The organism is Aurantiacibacter aquimixticola (genome assembly GCF_003605475.1).
In the GTDB taxonomy this organism is placed as follows: Bacteria; Pseudomonadota; Alphaproteobacteria; order Sphingomonadales; family Sphingomonadaceae; genus Alteraurantiacibacter; species Alteraurantiacibacter aquimixticola_B.
The window spans coordinates 40181-62207 of record NZ_RAHX01000001.1; the positions used below are offsets into that span (position 1 = coordinate 40181).

Consider the following 22027-nt stretch of genomic DNA (forward strand, 5'->3'; position numbering starts at 1 on the left):
GAGAGCGGGGAAAGGTTCAAGTGCCGACCGAAGGTTAATTCGGTTTCTTGACATGATCCGCTTTTGTTCGCATCCTGTTCCAAGGAAACGACTCATGAGGAACAGGGAATGCAGCAGTCCGATTTCGCGTATGAGCTGGCGGCAGACAGCGCCGGTCTGCCGCTCGCGGTCTCCATTTTTGCAGACGGCGACGCTTTGCGTGCCGACATGGAAGAAGATGTTAGGTCGGCTGGGCTGAACGTGCGCGAATGCGGCGATCTTTCGCAATTGCTTGCTGGCGACGCGCGCGCCCTTGGAGAGCTGGTGCTCGTCGATTGCCCGCATCCCGACGCCGCCGCGATGGCGACTCTTTCCCGGCTGGACAGTCGATCGGCGCGATCTGGCGCGCGTCTGGTGATTTCTACGACGCTGGACGCTCTCGATGCCGTGTTCGGCTGCTGCGCGCAATCGGCACCGCAGATCCTTATCGAGCCGCTACGGGCGGAGCGCGTGATCGCATTAGGCCGGGTGCTTGCCGGCATTCCGAAGATGCGGCTTCGTGAGCTGTCGGAAGATGACAGGCTCACCCTGCTCCGCCTGACCGAGCAGGTCGGTCATATCGCGGAACGGCTGGACAAGCTCGACAAGGCGAATGGCGGCTGGGGCCAGAAGGCAGGCGGTGGTGCGTTTCGATTCGAAAGTCCGAAAGAAGGCTACCGCGCCGAAGACAAACTGATCCGGAAGCCGCGCCCGCCACTGCCCGATGCCCGGCTGGTGCGCGAAATCATCGCCCGGCGAAAGGCGCGAGCGGAATATTTCGATCCGGAATTGTTCGCGGACCCGGCCTGGGACATGCTGCTCGATCTTACAGCCGCGCGTGTGGAACATCAGCGCGTATCGGTGACCTCGCTCTGCATCGCATCAGGCGTGCCGCCGACCACGGCCCTGCGATGGATCGGGCAAATGGTCGATTCGGGTCTTTTCCTGCGTGTGGAGGACGACGCCGATCGCCGGCGTGCCTTTATCGAACTTTCCGACAGCGCGGCCGATGCGATGGCGCGCTATTTTGCGGAAATCGGTACGGAGGCGATGGCTCTGGCCTAGCGGCGGTCGAACGCGGCTTGCGCTTCGGCTCGTTCGGTAACACCGCTCGCGACGAGCAATTGCAGCAGGATCCGGGCCCTGGCAGGTCCGAGAGCGCGGGCCGCGATGAAGCCGCTTTCGACGTCATCGGGTTCGGTATCGACGAGCCCTTCATCCACCCGTGTCGCGCGCACCACTGGCACGCCAGCGCGAACTGCTTCGCTCAACGCATCTCGCACGCAGTCCGGAGCGTTGCCCTCGCCGAAGCCCGCCAGCACGATCCCGCGCGCGCCGCCACTTATCGCTCGCGTGACGCTGCCTTCATCCATGCCCGCAAACGCGTGCAGGATCGGGACCATTGGAAACGCATCGGGAAAGGGGAAGCGCGCCTTCTCGGCAGGTCGCCATGGCGGGGAGAGCCAGTCGAGCGTGGATGGCGTAGCCAGCGCAACCGGGCCGCGGGGATAACCTCGAAATGCATTGGTGCCACCGGTGCGTGCCTTTCGCGCATCGCGTGCGGAAAGAACATTGTCGCCCATCACCAGCAGCACGCCGCGCCCTGCGCTTTCGTCACTTGCGGCAACGCGGACGGCATTGGCGAAATTGCGCAACCCGTCGCTGCCTACCGCGTCTGCTGGCCGCATTGCGCCAACGAGCACGACAGGCTTTTCCGTGGGCAAGGTCTGATCGAGCAGAAAGGCGGTTTCTTCCGCAGTGTCTGTGCCGTGGGTAACGATCACACCCTTGCATTTGGGATCGACCATGGCCGACACACAGGCCGCGTGAAGCTCACCCCAGATTGCGGGGCCGATATTTGCCGAGTCGATGTTGGCAACTTGCCGGCCTTCCAATTCCGTTTCGACACCTAGTGCACCGAATTCGGCGAGGAAATCCGCGATATCGATTTGACCCGGCCGATAGTCCCGCCGCGTGGCGGAGCCCGCCTGTCCGGCGATCGTGCCTCCGGTGGCGAGGACGAGGATGGACTGGCCGCTCATGCCGGCGGCGGTTAGCGCGGGCATGGCCGCATTGCCAGCGTCGATGAAAAAACGACACTTTAACCTCACCGCGCTATTCGCTACAGGCGCGACAGCGCAAGCGAAACAGGGGCGGTTAGCTCAGTTGGTAGAGCATCTCGTTTACACCGAGAGGGTCGGCGGTTCGAGACCGTCACCGCCCACCAGTCTCGCACGGCGCGCATCATGAGATCGCTGGATATCGGAATTGCGGGTTGCGGCATGGCCGGGCTCTCCGCTGCGCTGTTGCTGCATCGTCAGGGCCATCGGATCACCCTCTACGAACGTTTCGACGAAGCGCGCCCGATCGGCAGCGGCCTCATGATCCAGCCCACCGGCATGGCGGTGCTGAGCAGACTTGGTCTTGCACAGGCAGTAATGGCGCATGGTGCTCAAATCGATGGCCTGCTCGGGCTTAACAATGAGGGCGAGACGGTGTTGGAGGCCGCTTACGCACATCTCGGCCTGCTCGGCGCATTCGGTCTCGGTATCCATCGGGCGAGCTTGTTCGAAACGCTTTTTGGCGCAGTGCAAGAGCAGGACATCGTCACCCGTGCTGGCCGCGAGGTGAAAGGCACTTCGCTCGCGAAAGGCGGGCGCACCCTCGATTTCGACGATGGCGGGACATCGCCACCGCATGAGCTGATTGTCGATGCGCTTGGCGTAGGTTCGCCATTGGTCCCCCCTACCGATGCGGTTCTGCCTTTCGGCGCTCTTTGGGCGACGGTCGACTGGCCCACAGGAGATGTGTTCGATGGCCGACTGCTCGAACAGCGTTATCGCCGGGCCGATCGGATGGTCGGTCTGCTTCCTGTGGGTGAGGGCAAGGCGGCGTTTTTCTGGTCGCTACGCGGTGATGAACATGCCGATTGGCAAGCGGAGGGGATGGCAGCCTTTCGCGCAGAGGTTTGCAGGCTCTGGCCGGAATGTGAAGCGATCGAGCCACAGCTGACCGAATCCGAACAGCTGACTTTCGCTCGCTATGCCCATCGCACCAGCGCAGCGGCGACGGGCGAGCGGATCGTGCATGTCGGCGATAGCTGGCATGCAGCAAGCCCGCAGCTCGGCCAAGGCGCAAATATGGCTTTGCTCGACGCTTGGGGCCTCGCCCAAGCGATTCGGGAGAGCGACGATCTCGAAGCTGCGCTGCGTCGCTATCTCGCTCTGCGTGCATCGCATGTCCGCTTGTATCAATGGCTGACCCGGGCGTTCACGCCGCCATTCCAATCGAACTCGATCTGGCCCGCGGTCTTTCGTGACCTTTTCATGGCGCCCGCATCGCGCATCCCGCCTGGCCCACGACTGAAAGCGCATCTCGTCGCGGGCCTGGTTGGTGCACAGCTCGATCGAATGGATCTGCCGCTACCCGATTACGAAACGCTGGGGTTAGTATCCGGCGCATCGCCGGCTTCAACCGAAAGGGCCTCGCGCACTTCCTCTCGTGCAGAGGCGCTCGCCCAGTCATAAGCGCCGGTGATGCGCCACACTTCGCGACCCTCGGCATCGTAGAGAACCGTCAGCGGAAGAAGGGGGCCACCATCGAAGGCGTTGGCAAGATCGTTTCCGGAGTCCATCCAGCGTGGCAGGTTCGGCAATTCGTACCTATCGAAAAATGGCTGCACCACTTCGGCACCCTTGAGATCGGCGCTGACCGTCAGAACGCGGACCTCGCCCTCAAGATCGGCAGCCAATTCGTCCAGCAGCGGCATTTCCACCACGCATGGCCTGCACCAGGTCGCCCAGAGGTTCATCAGCACCGGCCCGTCGACATCGCGCAGGTCCAGCCTGGCACCATCCGGGTCGATTACGGTCACGGCCGGGATGCGCTCACCCGCGAAATCGCGCAGCAAAGTCCCGGTGAGGTCGATAGCTTCGCTTTCGTCCGCGGCAGCGACGGTTTCTTGCGCCTCTTCCTCCGCCCCGGTATCGCACGCCGCCAGCATGCCGACGCCGAGCGCGGCAAAGGCGAAACGGGAAAGGCACGATTTGGCCACGGAAAAATCCTCCAATGCGATGTGGGGCGGCAGGTTTGCCGGGGGCCCCTCTGCCATAATGCGCGAGATCAATGCTTCTATCCCGTTCGATAGGCGATTGTGGCAGCAGGACCTGGAAGCCAGCCGCGCCCATGTCGCCATGCTGGCGGCTTGCGACATCGTTTCGGACGACGACGCGGACACGATCCTGGGCGGGCTCGACACGATCGAGAGAGAATATGAGCGCGATGGCGTGCCCGAGGATTGGGATCTCGAAGACATTCACATGACCGTGGAAGCGCGATTGGCAGAATTGGTCGGGCCGGTGGCAGGCCGGTTGCATACCGCGCGTAGCCGCAACGACCAGGTGGCGACGGATTTTCGCCTCTGGGTGCGCGATACGATCGACACGCTGTCAGAAGCGCTGCACGACCTGCAGTGCGCCCTGGTTTCGCGCGCTGGTGATCATGCCGACACCATCATGCCCGGCTTCACCCATTTGCAGACCGCGCAGCCCGTCACGCTGGGCCACCACCTGATGGCGTATTACGAAATGATCGGGCGCGATGTGGACCGTTTCCGCACCGCTCGTGAACGCCTGAACGATTGCCCGCTGGGCAGCGCGGCGCTTGCCGGCACGGGCTTCGCCATAGATCGCGAAATGACGGCGCAGGCGCTGGGTTTCGACGCGCCGACGGCCAACAGCCTCGATGCGGTGTCGGATCGCGACTTTGCGCTCGATTTCCTGTCGGCCGCCAGCCAATGCGCGTTGCACCTGTCGCGGCTGGCGGAAGAGTTCGTCATCTGGGCGAGCCAGCCTTTCAGTTTCGTTCGCATGCCCGATGCGCTGAGCACCGGGTCATCCATCATGCCGCAGAAGAAGAACCCGGACGCCGCAGAGCTCGTGCGCGGCCATGCGGGGCGGATAGTCGGGTGCTTGGTCGCGCTGATGATGACGATGAAAGGGCTTCCGCTCGCCTATTCGAAGGACATGCAGGACGACAAGCCGCCCGTTTTCGAGGCAGCGGACCTTCTGGCGCTCAGCGTGGCGGCGATGACAGGCATGGTGGCCGATGCGGATTTCAAGGTCAAACGGATGCGAGAGGCCGCGGAACTCGGTTTCGCCACCGCCACCGACCTTGCCGACTGGCTGGTGCGCGAGGCGGGAATTCCTTTTCGCGAAGCGCATCACATCACCGGCGCCGCGGTAAAGCTTGCGGAGACGAAGGGCGTCGCACTCAGCGAACTGGCATTGGAGGATTTTCAAGGTGTGGATGCGCGTATCGACAGCAGCGTGTACGAAGCGCTGACAGTCGAGGAATCGGTCGCGGCGCGAGCATCCTATGGCGGCACCGCACCCGATGAAGTGCGTGATCGGGTGAATGAAGCGCGAAACAGGCTGGGAATGACATGACGATGCGGAAAACTCTCGCAATCACGGCGATTTGTGTGGCGCTCTCCGCTTGTGGACAGAAGGCCGATCTGGAACCCGTTGCCGGTCAGTCGCTTCCGCCCGCCCCCTATGGTGCAGAGCAGCCGCTGGAGGCCGAGGAATTGCTCGCGCTGCCGCCACAGGCCGCGCCGGAGCGCAGCATCGAATTGCGGCGCGAGAGCGAGGAACGCGAGGACGACCCCTTCGATCTCCCGCCGGAGGACTGATTGGACCACTTCACGCTCAAGGACGGCGAGCTGCACGCCGAGGACGTGCCGCTTGCCCGTATTTCGAAAGACGTGGGCACGCCCGTCTATGTCTACTCGCGCGCTACCTTTGCGCGGCACGCACGTGTTTTCCGCGATGCGCTCTCCGGTTTGCGGCGGCCGCCGCATCTTGCCTTTGCCGTCAAGGCCAATCCCAATCTGGCCGTGCTGCGATTGCTGGCCAATGAGGGTTATGGCGCAGATGTCGTGTCCGGCGGAGAGCTGGCGCGCGCGCTTTCCGCAGGCATGGCGGCGAAGGATATCGTGTTTTCCGGTGTCGGAAAGACGGACGCCGAATTGGTGCAGGGCCTCGATGCGGGCATAGGTCAATTCAACATCGAGTCGGGAGAGGAAGGCCGCGAGCTGGCGGCGCTCGCCGCATCGCGCGGCCAGGTCGCGCGATGCGCGCTGCGGGTCAATCCCGATGTCGATGCGGGAACGCATGACAAGATTTCGACTGGACGCGCAGACAATAAGTTCGGCGTTCCCATCGGCCATGCGCCCGCGCTGTTCGCAGAACTTTCGCGCCTGCCGGGGATCGAGCTGCGCGGACTGGCGGTGCATATCGGCAGCCAGCTATCCGATCTTACTCCGCTCGAAACGGCGTTTGCGAAACTGGGTGACATGCTGGCGCGCCTGCGCAGCGAAGGTCACACGATCACGCATATGGACTTGGGGGGCGGTCTCGGCGTGCCCTACCGTCGTGGAGAGCACTTTCCCGAACCGGCCGAATACGGCGCAATGGTCGCGCGCATAACTGCAGACTGGGACGTGACGCTCATGTTCGAGCCGGGTCGGGTGATTGCCGGAAATGCCGGCGTCCTGTTGACAAAAGTCATCCGCGTGAAGCGTGGCCTCAACCATCCCTTCGTCATCGTCGACGCGGCAATGAACGACCTCGCGCGGCCTGCGCTTTACGGGGCCTGGCACGATTTCGATGCGGTCGCCCCGTCCGGTGAACGAATGACAGCCAACATCGTCGGCCCCATTTGCGAGACGGGCGATACATTCGCTCTCGACCGGGAGACGGATGCGCTGGTCTCCGGCGATCTAGCCGTATTCCGCACGGCGGGCGCCTATGGCGCAACGATGGCGAGCAGCTACAATTCCCGCGGCTTCGTTGCCGAGGTGATGGTGGACGGATCGGAATTTGCCGTCGTTGCCGATCGCATCCTGCCCGGCGCCATTGCCGATGCCGAGCGCGTGCCGGACTTTCTGGGCTAAGCCATGCGCCAATTGCCGCTCTTCCATACGATCGCCGGACAGCCGGTGATCGTGCTTGGCGCGGGCGAGATGGCGGAACCCAAGCGCCGACTGGTCGAGCGCGCGGGCGGGCGCGTCGTCGCGGAGCTGCAGGAGGGCCTGGACGAAGGCGCGCGCCTGGCCTTCGTCGCTCACGATGATGCCGCCATGTGCGAAGCCGATGCCATCCGCCTGCGCTGTGCAGGCCTGCTCGTCAACGTCGTGGACCGACCCGAATTGTGCGATTTCACGACCCCCAGCATCCTCGATCGCACGCCTGTGCTCGTCGCAGTGGGCACGGGCGGCGCGTCCGCCGGTCTGGCCAAGCAGTTGCGCTTGCGACTGGAGCGTCTGCTACCGGCTTCGCTCGGCACGCTGGCCGACAAGCTGTTTGCTGCACGCGATGCGATCCGAAATCGATTTCCCACAATGCCGGAGCGTCGCCGGGCGCTGGATGCGGCACTCACCGAAGGGGGCTCGCTCGATCCCTTCGACGCAGATAGCGCAAACAGGATCGACGCCTGGCTCGCGGACGGGCAGACCACGCCCGAACAGGCGTTCGAATTCGTCCTTACCAGCGACGATCCTGACGACCTCACTCTGCGACAGGCCCGCTTGCTGGGAATTGCCGACACGGTCGTGAGCGATCCGGATATACCCGCCGCGATCATCGCCAGAGCACGGGCGGATGCCGAGCGCCTGACGCTGCCTGTGCCAGCGCCGCTGCCCCCAGGCGTCACGGTCATTCTGCAACGAAAATTGTAATTAACGCAACAATTACAGTGTTTTAATTTCCACCGTTATGTCGGTGAAGGCAGTCTTCATACGTCCGGAATTCTCCGGGCGGGACTATGGAGACGATTATGAAACTTCCGAAGATCGATCTGGCGAGCCTGCCGGACCTTGGCAATCTGACCGGCATGTTCGGCAGCGGCCCGACCACGAGCAATCCGGGTCCCGGCCATGACGACACGATCATCATGCTCGCGACGCTCGTCTACGACAGCGCGCCGCCATCCCCCGGCCTGTTCTGATCGCAGGGGCCATCGATGGACGTACATCCCTTCATCGCGGCGCTGCGGAGCGACAGGGCTCCGCAGCGCCAGGCCCAGGCCGCGATGGATGCCGCGCGCCTCGCATGGCGCGAGGAACCCGGCGCGAGCGAGGCGATGGAGGATTTGCGTCGATATGGCGCAGGTGCGCCCATCGAGGCTTGCGCCACTCTCGAAAGCATATTCACTGCCGGAGATGAAGCTTCGCGATTGATGGGGCTGCTTTCGGAGCATTTCTGCGCCGCGATCGTAGCGAACCCTATCGGTCATCCGCCCTTTCGGAACGGGTTCGATGGCAATGCCGCTTCAATCCTGCTGGCGCGGTCCGGTCGGGCGCAACTGATGATACAGTCGCGCGATCCGGGCAGGTTCGACATTGCGACCTACGCTTTCTCCGATGCCGTGCGCTACGATGCCGTCCTGGCTGGAAAGGCGACCGCGCGCCTCGTGCATGCCAGCCAGCTAACCGGACGGGCGCTGCGGTTCTCCACGCAGAAGCTCGATCTGGCTGGCGGGGGGCGCTTTGCCGTCGATCTCGCCACCGAGGCGCTGGTGGTGGATGAAGTGGAGCGGCGCCTCGTGACCCTTCGATTGCTGCGCGAAGACGCGGAGCCGCAGCCGAGCCGAGTGCACGATGCGGATACCGGCGCGCTGTTGCATCGCAGTGCCGCGCGCATTGCCAGCAGTCGGCGAGAAGCGATCGTGGCCCTGCTCGGGCGCATGGGGAGAGCTGACGCCGCTCCGCAAATGGCGCAAATTGCACTTGGCGGGGAAGACTCGTCGCTGCGCTGGCAGGCCCTGCGCGAGTGTATCGCGCTGGACACATCCTGCGGCTTCACCGCGCTCACGACAATCGCGCGGCGGGGCGACGATCCTCTTTGCGCCAATGCCGGAGCGCTGCGCGCGCAGCTGCTTGAAACGCACCCCGAACTGCTTGAGCTGGAGGCCAGCCAATGCCCCGTGTGATCCCAAACATCGATGATACAAGTTGCGAACTCGGCGACTGCATCGCCGCGCTCCATGAATTCGGTTTCCGCCCGGACGAGGAAGAGAGCCTGCTCCATGGCGCGAAGTGGTTGCGCAAGCTCGGCAACAATCGCGACTTTCTGGGCGACATTTTGGTCGAGGAATTGAAGCACGGCGTGTGCGCCGCCGAAGAGGCGAGCGATTACGGTCCGCAGGTCGTGATGCTGTCGACCCTCGGCAGCGAATTCTACATGCGCGCCAATTTCTGGCCGAGCGTGGACGAGCATATGTTTCGCGCAAGTGGTCAGGCCGCGTTTTCCTACGAAGTGCCGCATGATCACAATTTCGATTTTTTAACGCTCGGCTATTTCGGCCCAGGCTATGCGAGCGACTATTACGAATACGATTTCGAGGCGGTCGCAGGCGCAGTCGGTGAAAAGGCCGGATTGCGTTTCATCGAGCGATCCACGCTCGATCCGGGCAAGCTGATGCATTACCGCGCGCATCTGGATGTGCACTCGCAGATGCCCCCGGACAGCCTCTCGGTCTCTATCAACATCATGCACGCAGGCGGTGCGCAAGGGTGGCTCGACCAATATCGCTTCGATATCGAGCGGGACGAGATTGCCGGCGTGATCAGCGCGGGCGGCACGGAGACTTTCCTGCGCATCGCCACGGGGCTCGGCGGGCCGGAAGCGCTGGATCTAGCGGAGCATTTCGCCAAGGCGCATCCCAGCGATCGCATGCGCCTGGTGGCGCTGGAAGCGCAGGCGGGCGTGCTCGACCCGGCGGAGCGTGACGCGCTGTGGCGGCGTGCGGAGAGTTCGGGCAGCAGGCTTGTGGCACGGGAAGCGACGCGAATGCGCCGCGAATTGGTCCACGCCTAAAGGATGCCGCCTGCCAGCCGATCGATCGCGCCCTGCAGAATGACGGCGGCCGCATGGCTGTCTATCCGCTCGGCACGTTTGGCCCGGCTCACATCCTGTGCGATCAGATCCCGCTCTGCGCTGGTGGTGGACCAGCGTTCATCCCACAGCAGCACCGGCAGGCCAAGCGCAAGAAGATTGCGTGCAAAGCTGCGGCTGGCCTGAGCGCGCGGACCGGCGCTGCCATCCATGTTGAGCGGCAGGCCGATGACGATGCCCGCCACATTGCGAGCCGCTGCGATCTCTTCCAGTGCTGCCTTGTCGCGCGCAAATTTGCCCTTCGGGAGAGTCTTGCCCGCCGTTGCAAAGCTCCACCCGGCATCGCACAGCGCCATGCCGATGGTCTTGCTGCCAAGGTCGAGGCCCAGCAACACGCCGCCATTCGGAAGCGCGTCGCGAAAAGCTACGGCGTTTTCGGTCAGGACTGGTCGGCCGTCCACGCGTTCACTCGCCGCACCACGTCTTCCTGAAGGTTCCGCCAGAAAAGCGGGATGTCGTAGACGTGGTAATTGTTGCCGGGCAGGACATATTGGCCCAGTTCCGGCGGATCGCCGATCAGGAGGATTCCGCTGTCCGAACAACGTGCGGGCACGGCATTCGGGACGAGCTCGCCCGTGCTGAGATCGGCTTCGGGAACCAATGTCCCAAGATTCTCCTCCATGCCGGCGTCTCCATTCAGCGTGCCGTTCAGCGGATTGACGCACAGGATCGGGCTTTCGCCGCGCGGCTGTCCGTCATTGCCGGGGATGGACGAGTAACGGCGCAGGAGCTGGCCGGGTTCGGCGGGCTCTGCAAAGCTGACGTAACTCATGATGCAGCTTGCCTGGTCCGCCGCTGCACAAGCGGGCAGGCCGAGGCTTGGCAGGTCATGCTCCACGCTGATCGGCCAGCCGATGGGATAGGCCATGGCGATGCGCGCTTGCAGTGGCTTTGCGTTCACGCGCTCCTGAAGCAGGCGGGTGACATGATAACCGCCCTGGCTGTGCCCAGCGATGACGATGGGCATGTCTTCGGGGATGGAGTCCAGGAAGAAATCGAAGGCCATTTCGATGTCGCGATAGGCCGCATCGATAGCCTGCGAGGCTTCGGGAGCGTCGGTGATGAAGGAGCCGAACGTTGCCTGGCGGTAACGCGGAACCCAGATCTCGCTCGCCCGGTTAAACGCGCTGGCCAGTCCGCGAACCATCAGCCTTGCGCGGTTCTGCGATTCCGCATCGTCCAGCGTGGCGTTCCAGCTGTTGCGATCGTAGAAGCTTGTGGGGTGAACGAAGAAGACCGCAAAGCGCGCGTCTTCCTCACCACCATCGGTGACCGCAGTCTGATTGGCGGGCGGGACGCCTTCTCCCTGCGCACCGGCTTCTTCCGCAAAGTCCGGCTGCCATCGCGCCGGATCGTTCTGCGCGCCTTTGCCCGGGCGGCTGAACCACATATCCGGGTCCTGATAGGCGTTCGACGCTAGCGGATCCTGCTCGACAAATTCGGCATCGGGGACGAAGGTGATCTCGGTCAGCTCGTCGCCATAGACGCGCAGGGCGAACAGCGCGCCGATCACGATCACCACGAGGATCGTGATGATATAGAGAAACTTACGCAATCTTGGTCTCCGGTCGGTTGGTCACGCCATTTGCCTCGTCTTCTGCGTCCTTGGCTCGGGCGCGATGCTCCAGCGCCACCTTGATCATGGCGAGCAGCGGATCGGCGAGGAACAGGCCGAGAATGCCGAACAATATGCCCATGATCAGCTGGAATGCGAGCACGAGGGCGGGGGCCAGATCTACCGTCTTCTTTGCGATCATGGGAATGACGAGATAGCCATCGATATTCTGGACGAGGAAATAGACGACGATCGTGTAGATGCCCATCTGCGTGCCGCCGGAGAAGCCAACGAGCACCATTAGCACGCCGGAAATGATCGCTCCGATATTGGGGACGAAGGCAAGAAGGCCGGTCAGTATGGCCAGCAGCGCGGCCATCGGGATCACGTCTCCCGTCACCCACCCATAGGCCATCAGCATGATGTAGGTGAAAATGCCCTCGAAGGTCATGCCCACCAGCCGACCGGCCATCAGCCGCCGCATCGCCGTGCCCATCCGTGCGAGCAACTCATTGAGGTCGCCGCGGCGCGTGCGCGGGACCATCCAGCGAACACCGCGCTCGTAGAGACGTGGCTCCGCTGCCAGATAGATGCCGATGATTACGATGAGCGCCACCGTGGTGAGGCCACCGATGGCGCCGCCGATTGCACGGCTGATCGCGCCCGCGCCGCTTGCCAGCTGGCTTGCCAATCCCTGCACGTCCGCCTGGCTGATCGCGAAGCCCTGTTCGCGCAGCCAGCCGATGGTTTGACCGATCTGACGATTGATGATGTCGGGAAATTCGGCGGCCTGCTGCGATATCTGCGAACCGGCGAAGAAGCCCAGCCAGACAAGAAAGGCGGCAACGGCGAGCAAGACGATGGAGACGCGCCATCCCCGCGCGATAGGCAAGGCCCGTCCAAGCAGTCGCGCCCCCCCATCGACCATGGCGGCGAACACCATCGCACCGAAAATGACGAGCAGGCTTTCCGAAATATAGACCGCCAGCGCGACCGCGCCGATCACGCAAACCCAGACGAATGCGCGCGCCGCTTCGAACCGCAATTCGGGCGTGGAAATCCGTGCCGGGCTGGCACCGATGTTTTCGTCGTCTTCCGCCGCGTCGCTCATTCGGAACCCTCTCCCCTGCGCTCGGGGCGCAAGCTGTCCCATGCGCGGCCCTCGCGCAAGGCTCCCCACCAGCTGAGGGGGTTGTAAGTCGCCGATCCGTCGAGCGAGAAGGTGACGAATTCCGCTCGCCCGCCGATATCGGTAATCGGCACTGGGCCGCCAAGTCCGTTGCTGAACGGTGTTTCGGCGGACCATGCGGGCGCGCGGCTGTCGGACGAATGATCGCGATTGTCGCCCATCAGGAAAACGTGGCCGTCCGGCACGGTAACGGGCGGCATGTTGTCCAGTCGCTGCTCCATGTGGTCGATGATGAGATAGCTCGCGCCATTGGGCAGAGTTTCGCGATAGGTAGGTGGCTCATAGACGCGTGCCCCGTTCTCCAGCACGACCGCGTAGGGTTCGAATTCCGCGAGGCATTCGACAGGCTCGCCGAAAGCTCCCGAACAGATGTTGTCATGTTCGCTCGGCAATCGCACTGCGGGCTCCATGTCCTGCGGGACCGGCTCTCCGTTCAGGATGATCTGGCCGTCGACCAAAGCGATGGTATCGCCGGGCAGGGCGACGACGCGCTTGATGTAATCCTCATCGCTGCTGGGCGGCACCGCGATCACGATATCGCCATATTCGGGCGTTGCTGGCGCTATGCGCCAGTCGCCGCGCGGCAGCACATGGAAGCTCGCCGAGACCCAGCTCCAGCCATAGGGATATTTGCTGACCACCAGCCGGTCCCCCACCATCATGTTCGGCACCATGCTGGCGCTGGGGATGTAAAACGGCTTGGCGATGAAGGTGTGGAAGGCGAGCACGGCGAGCAGCATCAGTGCCAGCCAGCGTATCTCCGCCCACCAGTCGATCGGCTTCCTGTCTGCATCGCCCTTCGCCATCAGCGGACCGGCTTCGCTTCCAGGATCACGAAGGCCTGCGCCCAGGGATGGTCGTCGGTAAGCGTGAGATGCACGACCACTTCGTGTCCATCGGGTGTGAGTTCCGCCAGCCTTGCCGCCGCACCGCCCGTCAAGGCAAGCGTAGGCGCGCCCGATGGCGCGTTGACCACGCCGATATCCTTCATGAAAACGCCGCGCTTGAACCCGGTGCCGACCGCCTTGGAGAAGGCTTCCTTGGCGGCGAAGCGCTTGGCGTAAGTGCCTGCCTGCGTGTGCGGACGGCGCGCGGCCTTGGCGTTCTCGATATCGGTGAAGCTGCGCTGGCGAAAGCGATCGCCCCATCGCTCCAGCGAATTCTGGATCCGCTCGATATTGCAGAGGTCAGAGCCGAGGCCGATGATCACCGCGCCAGATCCATCAGTTCGCGCATCTTCAGCACGGCGGGCTCCAGCCCGTCGAAGATCGCCTCGCCGATCAGGTAATGCCCGATATTCAGCTCGGCGAGCTGCGGGATGGCGGCAATGGGCTGGACGTTGTCATAGGTGAGGCCATGTCCCGCATGCGGCTCGACCCCGTTCTTCGCGGCGAGCGCGGCCATGTCGGCGATGCGCTTCAACTCGCTGGCGACCCGCTCGGCATCGCCATCGAGCCCGGCATGCGCATACTCCCCTGTGTGAAATTCCACCACCGGTACGCCCAGGCGCAAGGCGGCATCGAGCTGTCGGTCGGCAGCCTCGATGAATAGCGAAACGCGGATACCTGCGTCTTGCAACGGGCCAACGATGGACGTTAGTGTGTTGTGCAATCCGGCTGCATCGAGCCCACCTTCAGTGGTCCGCTCCTCGCGCTTTTCCGGCACGATGCAGGCGGCGTGCGGCCTGTGGCGCAGTGCTATTGCGAGCATTTCCTCGGTCGCTGCCATTTCGAGATTCAGCGGCAGATCGGTCGCATCCTGGATACGCTTGAGGTCGTCGTCGCGAATGTGGCGCCGGTCCTCGCGAAGGTGAGCCGTGATCCCGTCCCCGCCGCATTCGGCGACGATCTGCGCCGCGCGGACCGGATCGGGATGATCGCCACCACGGGCATTCCTGATCGTCGCAACGTGATCGATGTTCACACCCAGCCGGAGCGGATTTTTACGAGGTTGGTTCGCCATGCCCGCGCCTCTATTCGCTTGGCCGTTCAGCCGCAAGCGACGGCGGACAGCACGTCATGCGATGGGCCGGAGCCTCTCCAGATTTCTCCGAACTCCCATTCCGACTGCCGGGTCGCCAGGGCAATCGCGATGCCGCGATCCGGCAGGATGAGGTTGCGCACCTGATAATCGCCGATAGCGCCGCGCCGCTCGACCACGCGAACCGGCGTGTCGCATCCGGCGAGCGGTGCTTCGAACACCCACTGGCCGAGAGCCATGAACCCCTGCGCCGGATCTCCTTCCCACAATATGGCCAGCGATGCATCGCTGAGAAGTTCGCCGCGCAGCAATGCGCCATCGAAGGCGATCATGTCGTCGAGCGGACCGACAAGCCCCGCCGAAGCGCCATAACCCGCAATGCGCTTGGCCGTTTGCGGGGTCGCGCCGGCAAATTCGCGCAAATCGTCCGCGTCGAGCAATCGCGTGTTGATCCAACCCGAAGCCAGGCCGACGCTTTGCGCGATCTGCAGATCGAGGCTTGCGCCGGACACCATCTCCAGCACCGCGCCGAGCACGATGTAATCGCAATTGTTGTAGGACCACGCCTGATCGGATGGCCGCTCGACTGCCGTGCCGGTGCAAAAAGCCAGCGGCTCGGCCTCGGTGGTGTAGAACGACGGAACACCCGCCGTATCTGGTGAAGTATCGTCCGGATTCGGCAGGTCGCTTCGGTGTCGCAGCAGGTCTTCGACAGTCAGGCCGCGCCCGGCCAGTCGGGGCATGATCGCGCCGACATCGCTGTCCAATGCCAGGCGACCTTCCTCGACATTCTGCATCACCAGCACCGCGATCACCTGTTTGGTTACCGATGCCCACGGCCAGCCCTCGATCGCGCGGCTATCGATATCCCCGCCCGCATGCCCGAACACCACCTGGTCGACTTCGCCCGGCAGCATGATGGCGAAATCACCAGCGAAACCGGCGGCATCCAGCGTGTCGAGTGCATCGGCGAAGGGGCCCCGATCCATGTCCGCGCGAGCGTTTTCCAACGATGCGCAACTGGTGAGCGACAGCACGGCCGTCAGCGCGAGAAGCGATCGCTTCACTTCCGGCTGCCCGGTTTGGTTATGGGGATGGCTGCAAGATCTTCCGGCACGTCGCCTTCCGCATAGGTCGGGAAATCGATGTCGATCAGAGGAAAGAATGGCACGCCCAGATCGGCAGAACCATTGCTGCGATCGACCAACGCGACTTCCGCCAGCACCTCGCCCCCCTCGCTACCCACGGCGGCGATGGCCTCGCGGCTGGAAAGGCCCGTGGTGACGACATCCTCCACCATCAGCACTTTCGCACCGGGTGCCAGAGAAAAGCCGCGGCGCAGATGAAACTTGCCTTCGGGCCTTTCGAGGAACATCGCATCCAGATGCAGCGCCCGACCCATTTCATGGCCGATTATGATGCCGCCCATTGCCGGGCTGACCACGGCGTCCAGCGAATCGACGATGTCGCCGGGAATGCGCTCGGCAAGGGCTTCCGCCAGCAGTGCGGCGCGGTGCGGGTGCATCAACACACGCGCGCATTGCAGGTAATGCCCGCTATGGCGCCCGCTGCTGAGCTTGAAATGCCCTTCCAGCAGCGCGCCGCTCTTGCGGAATTCGGCAAGCACCTCGTCTTGTGTCATGGGAAGCGCGCATTACCTCTCTGATTATACGGCAACAGGGGACGAAGGACTGCATGGCAGCTTCTGGAAAAAATCCCTAGATGCGCTTGAGGCATCGGGCAACCGCGCGTATAGGCGCGCGCAATGCGACCCACTGCCTGAGGCCGCGCGGGCCCTGTGTCCGGTACGACAAATGGAAAGCATCGACGCAATGAATTTCGGCGATATCGTCCGCAAGAAGCTGTCTCTCCTCGCCATGCTGCTGGCGGCCTTTGCCTTTACGGCAATGCCGCAAGGCGCGATGGCGCAGATCGACGAGAACCTCTCCCCGGTCGAAACGAACGAGGCGGCGCAGGACGCGCAGGCCGCGACGGGGCAGGACTTTTCCGCCGTCGATGCGCCGGTCGTCACCGACACCGCCGCGCCGTTCGAGCCGTTCGGCCCCGACATGATCAAGGGCCAGCCGACCGCGTTCGAAGACGATGCGATCCAGTCGATGACCTTTCAGCCGCAATATACCGAGAACGGCGATTACGCGCTGTGGATGCACGATTATGTTTTGATACCGGTCATCACTGGTATCAGTCTTATCGTGCTCTTTTTGCTGTTGTGGGTGATTGCCAAATATCGTCGCAGGGCCAATCCCGTGCCGTCGAAGACGAGCCACAACACGCTTATCGAGGTTCTCTGGACGGTCGTCCCGGTCATCATCCTGGTGGTGATCGCCGTCCCCTCGATCACGCTGCTGGCGCGGCAGTATGAAACGCCCCCGGCGGATGCGATCACGATCAAGGCCAATGGTTATCAGTGGTATTGGGGCTATGAATATGTCGACAATGGCGGGTTCGAGGTGATCTCGAACATGCTGGACGAGGCCGAGGCGCTCGACGCCGGTGAGCCGCACCAGCTTGCGGTCGACAATCGCATGGTCGTGCCCGTCGGCGTGCCTATCCGCCTGCAGACCTATGGCGCGGATGTGATCCATTCCTTCGGTATCCCCTCGCTCTGGTTCAAGCTCGACGCCGTCCCCGGCCGGATCAACGAGAAAATGATCACGATCAAGGAAGAGGGCATCTATTACGGCCAGTGCATGGAGCTGTGCGGCGCTCGTCACGGTTACATGCCGATCGCCATCGAAGCGCGTAGTCTCGAGGACTACAATGCGTGGGTCCAGGCGCAGCCGGGCGGCCAGACCCGCGCGCAGATCCAGGCCGCCGCCGCTGCAGAAGCTGCGCAGGCCGATGCTGCGGCGGAAGATGCGGAGAGCGCGGAAGATGCTGCCGAAGCAGGCGATACGACGGGCGAGGCCGAGGCGGATGCCGCCGAAGCCGAAGCCACCACCTGATTTCCCGAATACGATTAGACGATAAGGTCCCACAGCAATGGCTACCACTGCAGACCAGTTCCAGGCTCACAGCGACGATCACGCGCATAGCCATGCCGATCACAAGCCGAGCTTCTTTGCCCGCTGGTTCATGTCCACGAACCACAAGGACATCGGCACGCTCTACCTGATCTTCGCGATCATCGCGGGCATCATCGGCGGTGCGATTTCGGGGTTCATGCGCGCCGAGCTCGCTGCGCCGGGCCTGCAGCATATGGGCTATCTGGTCGATTTCCTTGGCGGCAACGGTGCCAGCTTCGATGAACAGGGTCACATGTGGAATGTGCTGATCACGGCGCACGGCCTGATCATGGTGTTCTTCATGGTGATGCCCGCCATGATCGGCGGCTTCGGCAACTGGTTCGTGCCGCTGATGATCGGCGCGCCGGACATGGCGTTCCCGCGCATGAACAACATCTCCTTCTGGCTGACCGTGGCCGGCTTCTGCTCGCTGCTGTTCTCGCTCTTCGTTCCGGGTGGTACGGGGCTGGGCGCGGGCGTCGGCTGGACGGTCTACGCGCCGCTATCGACCAACGGTTCGGTCGGCCCCGCGGTCGACTTCGCGATCTTCTCGCTGCACCTCGCGGGCGCGGGTTCGATCCTTGGCGCGACCAACTTCATCACCACCATCTTCAACATGCGCGCACCGGGCATGACGTTGCACAAGATGCCGCTCTTCGTCTGGTCCGTGCTCGTCACCGCGTTCCTGCTGCTGCTGGCTCTGCCGGTGCTGGCCGCGGCGATCACCATGCTGATCACCGACCGCAATTTCGGCACGACCTTCTTCGATGCGGCGGGCGGCGGCGATCCGGTGCTTTACCAGCATCTGTTCTGGTTCTTCGGCCACCCCGAAGTCTACATCATGATCCTGCCGGGCTTCGGCATGGTCAGCCAGATCGTCGCGACCTTCAGCCGCAAGCCGGTCTTCGGCTATCTCGGCATGGCCTACGCCATGGTCGCGATCGGCGTGGTCGGCTTCATCGTGTGGGCGCACCACATGTATACGGTCGGCCTCGACGTGAACACAAAGATGTACTTCACCGCTGCTACCATGGTGATCGCCGTGCCCACCGGCATCAAGATCTTCAGCTGGATCGCGACGATGTGGGGCGGGAGTATCGAGTTCAAGTCGCCGATGGTCTGGGCGCTGGGCTTCATCTTCCTCTTCACCGTGGGCGGTGTGACCGGCGTGGTGCTGGCCAATGGCGGCATCGATGACAACCTGCACGACACTTACTACGTGGTGGCCCACTTCCACTATGTGCTGTCGATGGGCGCGGTCTTCTCGATGTTCGCGGGCTGGTATTACTGGTTCCCCAAGATCAGCGGCCGCTGGCACAGCGAATTTCTCGCTCACGTCCACTTCTGGCTGTTCTTCATCGGCGTGAACTGGATCTTCTTCCCGATGCACTTCCTCGGCCTGCAGGGGATGGCGCGTCGCTATCCCGATTACACCGCCGCCTATGCCTACTGGAACGAGATCGCGAGCTTCGGCTACATCATCATGGCCGCATCGGTCGTGGTGTGGCTGGGCAACACGTTCTTCGCCCTCTTCGCGGGCAAGCGCGCCGCGGCGAATTACTGGGGTGAAGGCGCAACGACGCTGGAATGGAGCCTTTCCAGCCCGCCGCCGTATCATCAGTTCGAAACGCTGCCGGTGATCGAGGATCACCACACGGCGGACGATCACCTGAGCGAACGTCCGGCCACCGCCTGACGACAGCCCTTCGCCGGGATACGAACAAGGGGAGGGGCGCGCCGGCAACGGAGCGCCCCTTCGCGCAAAAGAGAAGGATGATGACAGCCATTTCCGCCCCGAACACCAATCCGGCACAGGCCACCATGCCCGCCGACTGGCGCGATTTCTTCGCGCTCACCAAGCCCAAGGTCATGCGGCTTGTGGTGTTCACGGCGCTGTGCGGCCTGCTGGCGGCACCGGGCAGCATTCATCCGGTCATCGGCTTTACCGCGATCCTGTGCATCGCGCTCGCTGCAGGCGGAGCGGGTGCGCTCAACCAGTGGTGGGAAGCGGACATCGACGCCAAGATGAAGCGCACTGCGGGTCGGCCGCTGCCGATGAAGGCGCTGCGTCGACAGGATGCGCGCGATTTCGGTCTGGTGCTCTCCGGCTTTTCGGTGATGACGATGGGCCTTGCCGTCCATTGGCTCGCCGCCGCCGTCCTCGCCTTCAGCGTCTTCTTCTATGCCGTGATCTACACCATGTGGCTGAAGCCGCGCACGCCGCAGAATATCGTCATCGGCGGTGCGGCAGGCGCTTTCCCGCCGCTCATCGGCTGGATCGCCGTGACGGGCGAGATCACGCTGATGCCGGTCCTGCTCTTCGCGATCATCTTCATGTGGACGCCGCCGCATTTCTGGGCGCTCGCGCTTTGGGCGAAACCCGATTACGCCGCGGCCAACATTCCGATGATGCCCAATGTTGCTGGCGAAGCATCGACCCGCCGCCAGATCCTTGTCTATTCGGCGCTGCTATTGCCGCTCGCCGGTACGCCTTGGTTCATTGGCGGCACCGGTGCGATTTACGGTGTGTCGGCGCTGGCGCTGTCAGCGGTGTTCCTCGCGCTGTCCGTCCCCGTCGGTACGCGCCGTGCAGTCGAGGACGACAGGATGAAGCCGGAAAAGCGGCTCTTCGCTTTTTCCATTCTCTACCTCTTCGCGCTCTTTGCGGCGCTCGTCGTCGATCGGATGGTGCTGGCATGACGCCGCAGGACGAAGAAGAATTCAAGCGCCGCCGGAAGGCTCGCAACGCCGTGTTCGGCATCGTGCTGCTCGGCTTCGTGGTGCTGTTCTACGCCATCACCATCGTGAGGATGGGCGACTGATGGCCAGCGCCCCTACACTCGAAAGCCGCAACCGCAAGACGATGCTGGCGATGTTCGGCCTGGCGCTGGGCATGCTCGGCCTGGGCTACGCCGCAGTGCCGCTCTACGACCTGTTCTGCCGCGTTACCGGCTTCGGCGGGACGACACAGGTGGCGAGCGAGGCCGAGGCCGATATTGCCGCGCGCCTTGCCGCGAGCGCGGGCGGAGCGAGCTATTCGATCCGTTTCGATGCCAACACCGCGCGCGACCTGCCGTGGGAATTCAAGCCCGTGCAGGTGACCGATACGGTCGCCATCGGCCAGCGCGACATGGCGACCTATACCGCTCGCAACAATAGCGACCAGCCGATTACCGGCACCGCCACATTTAACGTCGAGCCGGAGCAGGCGGGCCGCTATTTCCACAAGATCCAATGCTTCTGCTTCACCGAGCAGACGCTGCAGCCGGGCGAGGAAGTGCGCATGCCCGTCCTTTATTACGTCGATCCGGCAGCACTGGACGACCCGAACATGGAAGGGGTGGAGCAGATCACCCTGAGCTACACCTTCCACGAAGCCATCAAAGACGATAACGACAGCTAAGGCTCTGGACCCGCGCCGGTGCGGCGATTATGGGGCAGGGCAAATTCTAGGATCAGGACAGACACATGGCCGGCGCCAAGAACCACGATTATCACATTCTCGATCCCGACATCTGGCCGCTGATCGGCGCGCTGTCCGGGCTCGTGTTCACCAGTGGCATGGTCATGTTCATGCACGCCGACTATTTCGGTGAGAGCTGGCGCATTGTCCTCGGCATCGGCATTGCCGGCCTGATCGCGACCTTCTGGGGCTGGTTCTCCAAGGTGGTGAACGAGGCCGAGCGCGGCGATCACACGCCTGTCGTCCAATTGCATATGCGATACGGCATGATCCTGTTCATTGCGTCCGAAGTCATGTTCTTCGTCGGCTGGTTCTGGAGCTTCTTCGATTTCGCCTTGTTCCCGACGGACCTTGTCGAGGTCATTGGTGGCCAGTTCCCGCCCGCCGGGATCGAGGCGGTGATCGATCCGTTCAGCCTGCCGCTGCTCAACACCATCATCCTGCTGTGCTCCGGCACCACGGTGACATGGGCGCACCATTCGCTGATCAATGGCGACCGGGACGGGCTCAAGAAAGGCCTGTGGCTGACAATCGCGCTCGGCGTGCTGTTCTCGGCCATCCAGGCTTACGAATATGCCGCCGCGCCCTTCGAATTCGGTGGCAACACCTATTCCAGCGCCTTCTACATGGCGACGGGCTTTCATGGGTTCCACGTGCTGATCGGCACGATCTTCCTGATTGTCTGCCTCGCCCGCACCTATAAGGGGCACTTCACCTCCCGCCAGCATTTCGGTTTCGAAGCGGCGGCCTGGTACTGGCACTTCGTCGATGTGGTTTGGCTGTTCCTCTTCATCGCCGTCTATGTCTGGGGCGGCTGGGGCGCAGAGACTCACTGATAAG

25 protein-coding genes and 1 tRNA gene are annotated in these 22027 nt (G+C 63.2%); 16 read left to right on the plus strand and 10 right to left on the minus strand.

Features of this window, described 5'->3' with window-relative positions; all coding sequences use genetic code 11:
* Positions 1 to 108 precede the first annotated feature (108 nt).
* Complete coding sequence (locus D6201_RS00190) at positions 109 to 1083, plus strand: helix-turn-helix domain-containing protein (RefSeq protein ID WP_120049094.1); 975 nt, start codon at positions 109 to 111, stop codon at positions 1081 to 1083.
* On the opposite strand, the gene D6201_RS00195 is transcribed toward D6201_RS00190, so the two are convergent.
* A complete protein-coding gene (locus tag D6201_RS00195; RefSeq protein ID WP_120049095.1) occupies positions 1080 to 2060 on the minus strand; it encodes an asparaginase in 981 nt (326 codons plus the stop codon). The genes D6201_RS00190 and D6201_RS00195 overlap by 4 nt on opposite strands.
* A 109-nt stretch (positions 2061 to 2169) precedes the next feature.
* On the opposite strand from D6201_RS00195, the gene D6201_RS00200 reads away from it, so the two are divergent.
* Positions 2170 to 2245: transfer RNA gene (locus tag D6201_RS00200), tRNA-Val, on the plus strand.
* A gap of 19 nt (positions 2246 to 2264) precedes the next feature.
* Entirely contained in the window at positions 2265 to 3545 is a 1281-nt protein-coding gene (locus D6201_RS00205) for an FAD-dependent oxidoreductase (RefSeq protein WP_120046874.1), read from the plus strand.
* Here the strand turns inward: D6201_RS00205 and D6201_RS00210 are convergent.
* Positions 3449 to 4129, minus strand: a complete 681-nt coding sequence (locus D6201_RS00210) for a TlpA family protein disulfide reductase (RefSeq protein WP_242447372.1) — start codon at positions 4127 to 4129, stop codon at positions 3449 to 3451. The genes D6201_RS00205 and D6201_RS00210 overlap by 97 nt on opposite strands.
* On the opposite strand from D6201_RS00210, the gene argH reads away from it, so the two are divergent.
* The 7 genes from argH to D6201_RS00245 all read left to right on the plus strand — a co-directional run bounded on the left by argH (position 4092) and on the right by D6201_RS00245 (position 9896).
* Entirely contained in the window at positions 4092 to 5465 is a 1374-nt protein-coding gene (gene argH, locus D6201_RS00215) for an argininosuccinate lyase (RefSeq protein ID WP_120049096.1), read from the plus strand. The two genes, D6201_RS00210 and argH, sit on opposite strands and share 38 nt — an antisense overlap.
* A gap of 2 nt (positions 5466 to 5467) precedes the next feature.
* A complete protein-coding gene (lptM, locus tag D6201_RS00220) occupies positions 5468 to 5710 on the plus strand; it encodes an LPS translocon maturation chaperone LptM (protein ID WP_120049097.1) in 243 nt (80 codons plus the stop codon).
* Positions 5711 to 6973 carry a diaminopimelate decarboxylase gene (gene lysA, locus D6201_RS00225; RefSeq protein WP_120046876.1) on the plus strand — a complete coding sequence of 421 codons (1263 nt, stop codon included), beginning with the start codon at positions 5711 to 5713 and terminating at the stop codon, positions 6971 to 6973.
* A gap of 3 nt (positions 6974 to 6976) precedes the next feature.
* The gene (locus D6201_RS00230) at positions 6977 to 7756 is read left to right on the plus strand and encodes a precorrin-2 dehydrogenase/sirohydrochlorin ferrochelatase family protein (protein ID WP_120046877.1); all 780 of its coding nucleotides are present in this window, start codon (positions 6977 to 6979) and stop codon (positions 7754 to 7756) included.
* A gap of 98 nt (positions 7757 to 7854) precedes the next feature.
* Positions 7855 to 8025: a hypothetical protein gene (locus tag D6201_RS12865; RefSeq protein ID WP_165853460.1), complete on the plus strand. Its 171-nt coding sequence runs from the start codon at positions 7855 to 7857 to the stop codon at positions 8023 to 8025.
* Positions 8026 to 8040: 15 nt separating this feature from the next.
* On the plus strand, positions 8041 to 9009 hold the full coding sequence (locus D6201_RS00240; RefSeq protein ID WP_120046879.1) for a hypothetical protein: 969 nt from the start codon (positions 8041 to 8043) through the stop codon (positions 9007 to 9009).
* The gene (locus tag D6201_RS00245; protein ID WP_120046880.1) at positions 8997 to 9896 is read left to right on the plus strand and encodes a transposase; all 900 of its coding nucleotides are present in this window, start codon (positions 8997 to 8999) and stop codon (positions 9894 to 9896) included. The genes D6201_RS00240 and D6201_RS00245 overlap by 13 nt, the downstream gene beginning before the upstream one ends.
* On the opposite strand, the gene ruvX is transcribed toward D6201_RS00245, so the two are convergent.
* The 8 genes from ruvX to pyrE are packed head-to-tail and all read right to left on the minus strand — an operon-like array spanning position 9893 to position 16340.
* The gene (gene ruvX / locus D6201_RS00250; RefSeq protein WP_120046881.1) at positions 9893 to 10375 is read right to left on the minus strand and encodes a Holliday junction resolvase RuvX; all 483 of its coding nucleotides are present in this window, start codon (positions 10373 to 10375) and stop codon (positions 9893 to 9895) included. The two genes, D6201_RS00245 and ruvX, sit on opposite strands and share 4 nt — an antisense overlap.
* A complete protein-coding gene (locus D6201_RS00255) occupies positions 10354 to 11529 on the minus strand; it encodes a DUF3089 domain-containing protein (RefSeq protein ID WP_120046882.1) in 1176 nt (391 codons plus the stop codon). The genes ruvX and D6201_RS00255 overlap by 22 nt, the downstream gene beginning before the upstream one ends.
* Positions 11522 to 12640, minus strand: coding sequence for an AI-2E family transporter (locus D6201_RS00260; protein ID WP_120046883.1), 1119 nt, complete (start codon positions 12638 to 12640; stop codon positions 11522 to 11524). Before D6201_RS00260 ends, D6201_RS00255 begins: the two co-directional genes overlap by 8 nt.
* Positions 12637 to 13524, minus strand: coding sequence for a signal peptidase I (lepB, locus tag D6201_RS00265; protein ID WP_120046884.1), 888 nt, complete (start codon positions 13522 to 13524; stop codon positions 12637 to 12639). Before lepB ends, D6201_RS00260 begins: the two co-directional genes overlap by 4 nt.
* Complete coding sequence (acpS, locus tag D6201_RS00270; RefSeq protein ID WP_120046885.1) at positions 13524 to 13928, minus strand: holo-ACP synthase; 405 nt, start codon at positions 13926 to 13928, stop codon at positions 13524 to 13526. The genes lepB and acpS overlap by 1 nt, the downstream gene beginning before the upstream one ends.
* Entirely contained in the window at positions 13925 to 14680 is a 756-nt protein-coding gene (locus D6201_RS00275; RefSeq protein ID WP_120046886.1) for a pyridoxine 5'-phosphate synthase, read from the minus strand. Before D6201_RS00275 ends, acpS begins: the two co-directional genes overlap by 4 nt.
* Positions 14681 to 14706: 26 nt before the next feature.
* The gene (locus tag D6201_RS00280) at positions 14707 to 15765 is read right to left on the minus strand and encodes a serine hydrolase domain-containing protein (RefSeq protein WP_120046887.1); all 1059 of its coding nucleotides are present in this window, start codon (positions 15763 to 15765) and stop codon (positions 14707 to 14709) included.
* Positions 15762 to 16340, minus strand: coding sequence for an orotate phosphoribosyltransferase (pyrE, locus tag D6201_RS00285; protein WP_120046888.1), 579 nt, complete (start codon positions 16338 to 16340; stop codon positions 15762 to 15764). Before pyrE ends, D6201_RS00280 begins: the two co-directional genes overlap by 4 nt.
* Before the next feature lie 172 nt (positions 16341 to 16512).
* On the opposite strand from pyrE, the gene coxB reads away from it, so the two are divergent.
* From coxB to D6201_RS00310, 6 genes are all read left to right on the plus strand, one after another.
* Positions 16513 to 17664 carry a cytochrome c oxidase subunit II gene (gene coxB / locus D6201_RS00290; RefSeq protein ID WP_242447373.1) on the plus strand — a complete coding sequence of 384 codons (1152 nt, stop codon included), beginning with the start codon at positions 16513 to 16515 and terminating at the stop codon, positions 17662 to 17664.
* Between the two features lie 37 nt (positions 17665 to 17701).
* A complete protein-coding gene (gene ctaD, locus D6201_RS00295) occupies positions 17702 to 19420 on the plus strand; it encodes a cytochrome c oxidase subunit I (protein WP_120046889.1) in 1719 nt (572 codons plus the stop codon).
* 80 nt (positions 19421 to 19500) lie between these two features.
* The gene (locus D6201_RS00300; protein ID WP_120049099.1) at positions 19501 to 20424 is read left to right on the plus strand and encodes a heme o synthase; all 924 of its coding nucleotides are present in this window, start codon (positions 19501 to 19503) and stop codon (positions 20422 to 20424) included.
* Positions 20421 to 20546 carry a hypothetical protein gene (locus D6201_RS13135; RefSeq protein WP_277949470.1) on the plus strand — a complete coding sequence of 42 codons (126 nt, stop codon included), beginning with the start codon at positions 20421 to 20423 and terminating at the stop codon, positions 20544 to 20546. Before D6201_RS00300 ends, D6201_RS13135 begins: the two co-directional genes overlap by 4 nt.
* Positions 20546 to 21127 carry a cytochrome c oxidase assembly protein gene (locus D6201_RS00305; protein WP_120046890.1) on the plus strand — a complete coding sequence of 194 codons (582 nt, stop codon included), beginning with the start codon at positions 20546 to 20548 and terminating at the stop codon, positions 21125 to 21127. Before D6201_RS13135 ends, D6201_RS00305 begins: the two co-directional genes overlap by 1 nt.
* Before the next feature lie 65 nt (positions 21128 to 21192).
* Positions 21193 to 22023, plus strand: a complete 831-nt coding sequence (locus D6201_RS00310) for a cytochrome c oxidase subunit 3 (protein WP_120046891.1) — start codon at positions 21193 to 21195, stop codon at positions 22021 to 22023.
* Positions 22024 to 22027 lie beyond the last annotated feature (4 nt).

Coding starts and splice junctions, on each gene's coding strand:
- D6201_RS00190 (WP_120049094.1), top strand. CDS start 109: ATGCAGCAGTCCGATTTCGCGTATGAGCTGGCGGCAGACAGCGCCGGT.
- D6201_RS00195 (WP_120049095.1), bottom strand. CDS start 2,060: ATGAGCGGCCAGTCCATCCTCGTCCTCGCCACCGGAGGCACGATCGCC.
- D6201_RS00205 (WP_120046874.1), top strand. CDS start 2,265: ATGAGATCGCTGGATATCGGAATTGCGGGTTGCGGCATGGCCGGGCTC.
- argH (WP_120049096.1), top strand. CDS start 4,092: ATGTGGGGCGGCAGGTTTGCCGGGGGCCCCTCTGCCATAATGCGCGAG.
- D6201_RS00210 (WP_242447372.1), bottom strand. CDS start 4,129: ATGGCAGAGGGGCCCCCGGCAAACCTGCCGCCCCACATCGCATTGGAG.
- lptM (WP_120049097.1), top strand. CDS start 5,468: ATGCGGAAAACTCTCGCAATCACGGCGATTTGTGTGGCGCTCTCCGCT.
- D6201_RS00230 (WP_120046877.1), top strand. CDS start 6,977: ATGCGCCAATTGCCGCTCTTCCATACGATCGCCGGACAGCCGGTGATC.
- D6201_RS12865 (WP_165853460.1), top strand. CDS start 7,855: ATGAAACTTCCGAAGATCGATCTGGCGAGCCTGCCGGACCTTGGCAAT.
- D6201_RS00240 (WP_120046879.1), top strand. CDS start 8,041: ATGGACGTACATCCCTTCATCGCGGCGCTGCGGAGCGACAGGGCTCCG.
- D6201_RS00245 (WP_120046880.1), top strand. CDS start 8,997: ATGCCCCGTGTGATCCCAAACATCGATGATACAAGTTGCGAACTCGGC.
- D6201_RS00260 (WP_120046883.1), bottom strand. CDS start 12,640: ATGAGCGACGCGGCGGAAGACGACGAAAACATCGGTGCCAGCCCGGCA.
- lepB (WP_120046884.1), bottom strand. CDS start 13,524: ATGGCGAAGGGCGATGCAGACAGGAAGCCGATCGACTGGTGGGCGGAG.
- D6201_RS00275 (WP_120046886.1), bottom strand. CDS start 14,680: ATGGCGAACCAACCTCGTAAAAATCCGCTCCGGCTGGGTGTGAACATC.
- pyrE (WP_120046888.1), bottom strand. CDS start 16,340: ATGACACAAGACGAGGTGCTTGCCGAATTCCGCAAGAGCGGCGCGCTG.
- coxB (WP_242447373.1), top strand. CDS start 16,513: ATGGAAAGCATCGACGCAATGAATTTCGGCGATATCGTCCGCAAGAAG.
- ctaD (WP_120046889.1), top strand. CDS start 17,702: ATGGCTACCACTGCAGACCAGTTCCAGGCTCACAGCGACGATCACGCG.
- D6201_RS00300 (WP_120049099.1), top strand. CDS start 19,501: ATGACAGCCATTTCCGCCCCGAACACCAATCCGGCACAGGCCACCATG.
- D6201_RS13135 (WP_277949470.1), top strand. CDS start 20,421: ATGACGCCGCAGGACGAAGAAGAATTCAAGCGCCGCCGGAAGGCTCGC.
- D6201_RS00305 (WP_120046890.1), top strand. CDS start 20,546: ATGGCCAGCGCCCCTACACTCGAAAGCCGCAACCGCAAGACGATGCTG.
- D6201_RS00310 (WP_120046891.1), top strand. CDS start 21,193: ATGGCCGGCGCCAAGAACCACGATTATCACATTCTCGATCCCGACATC.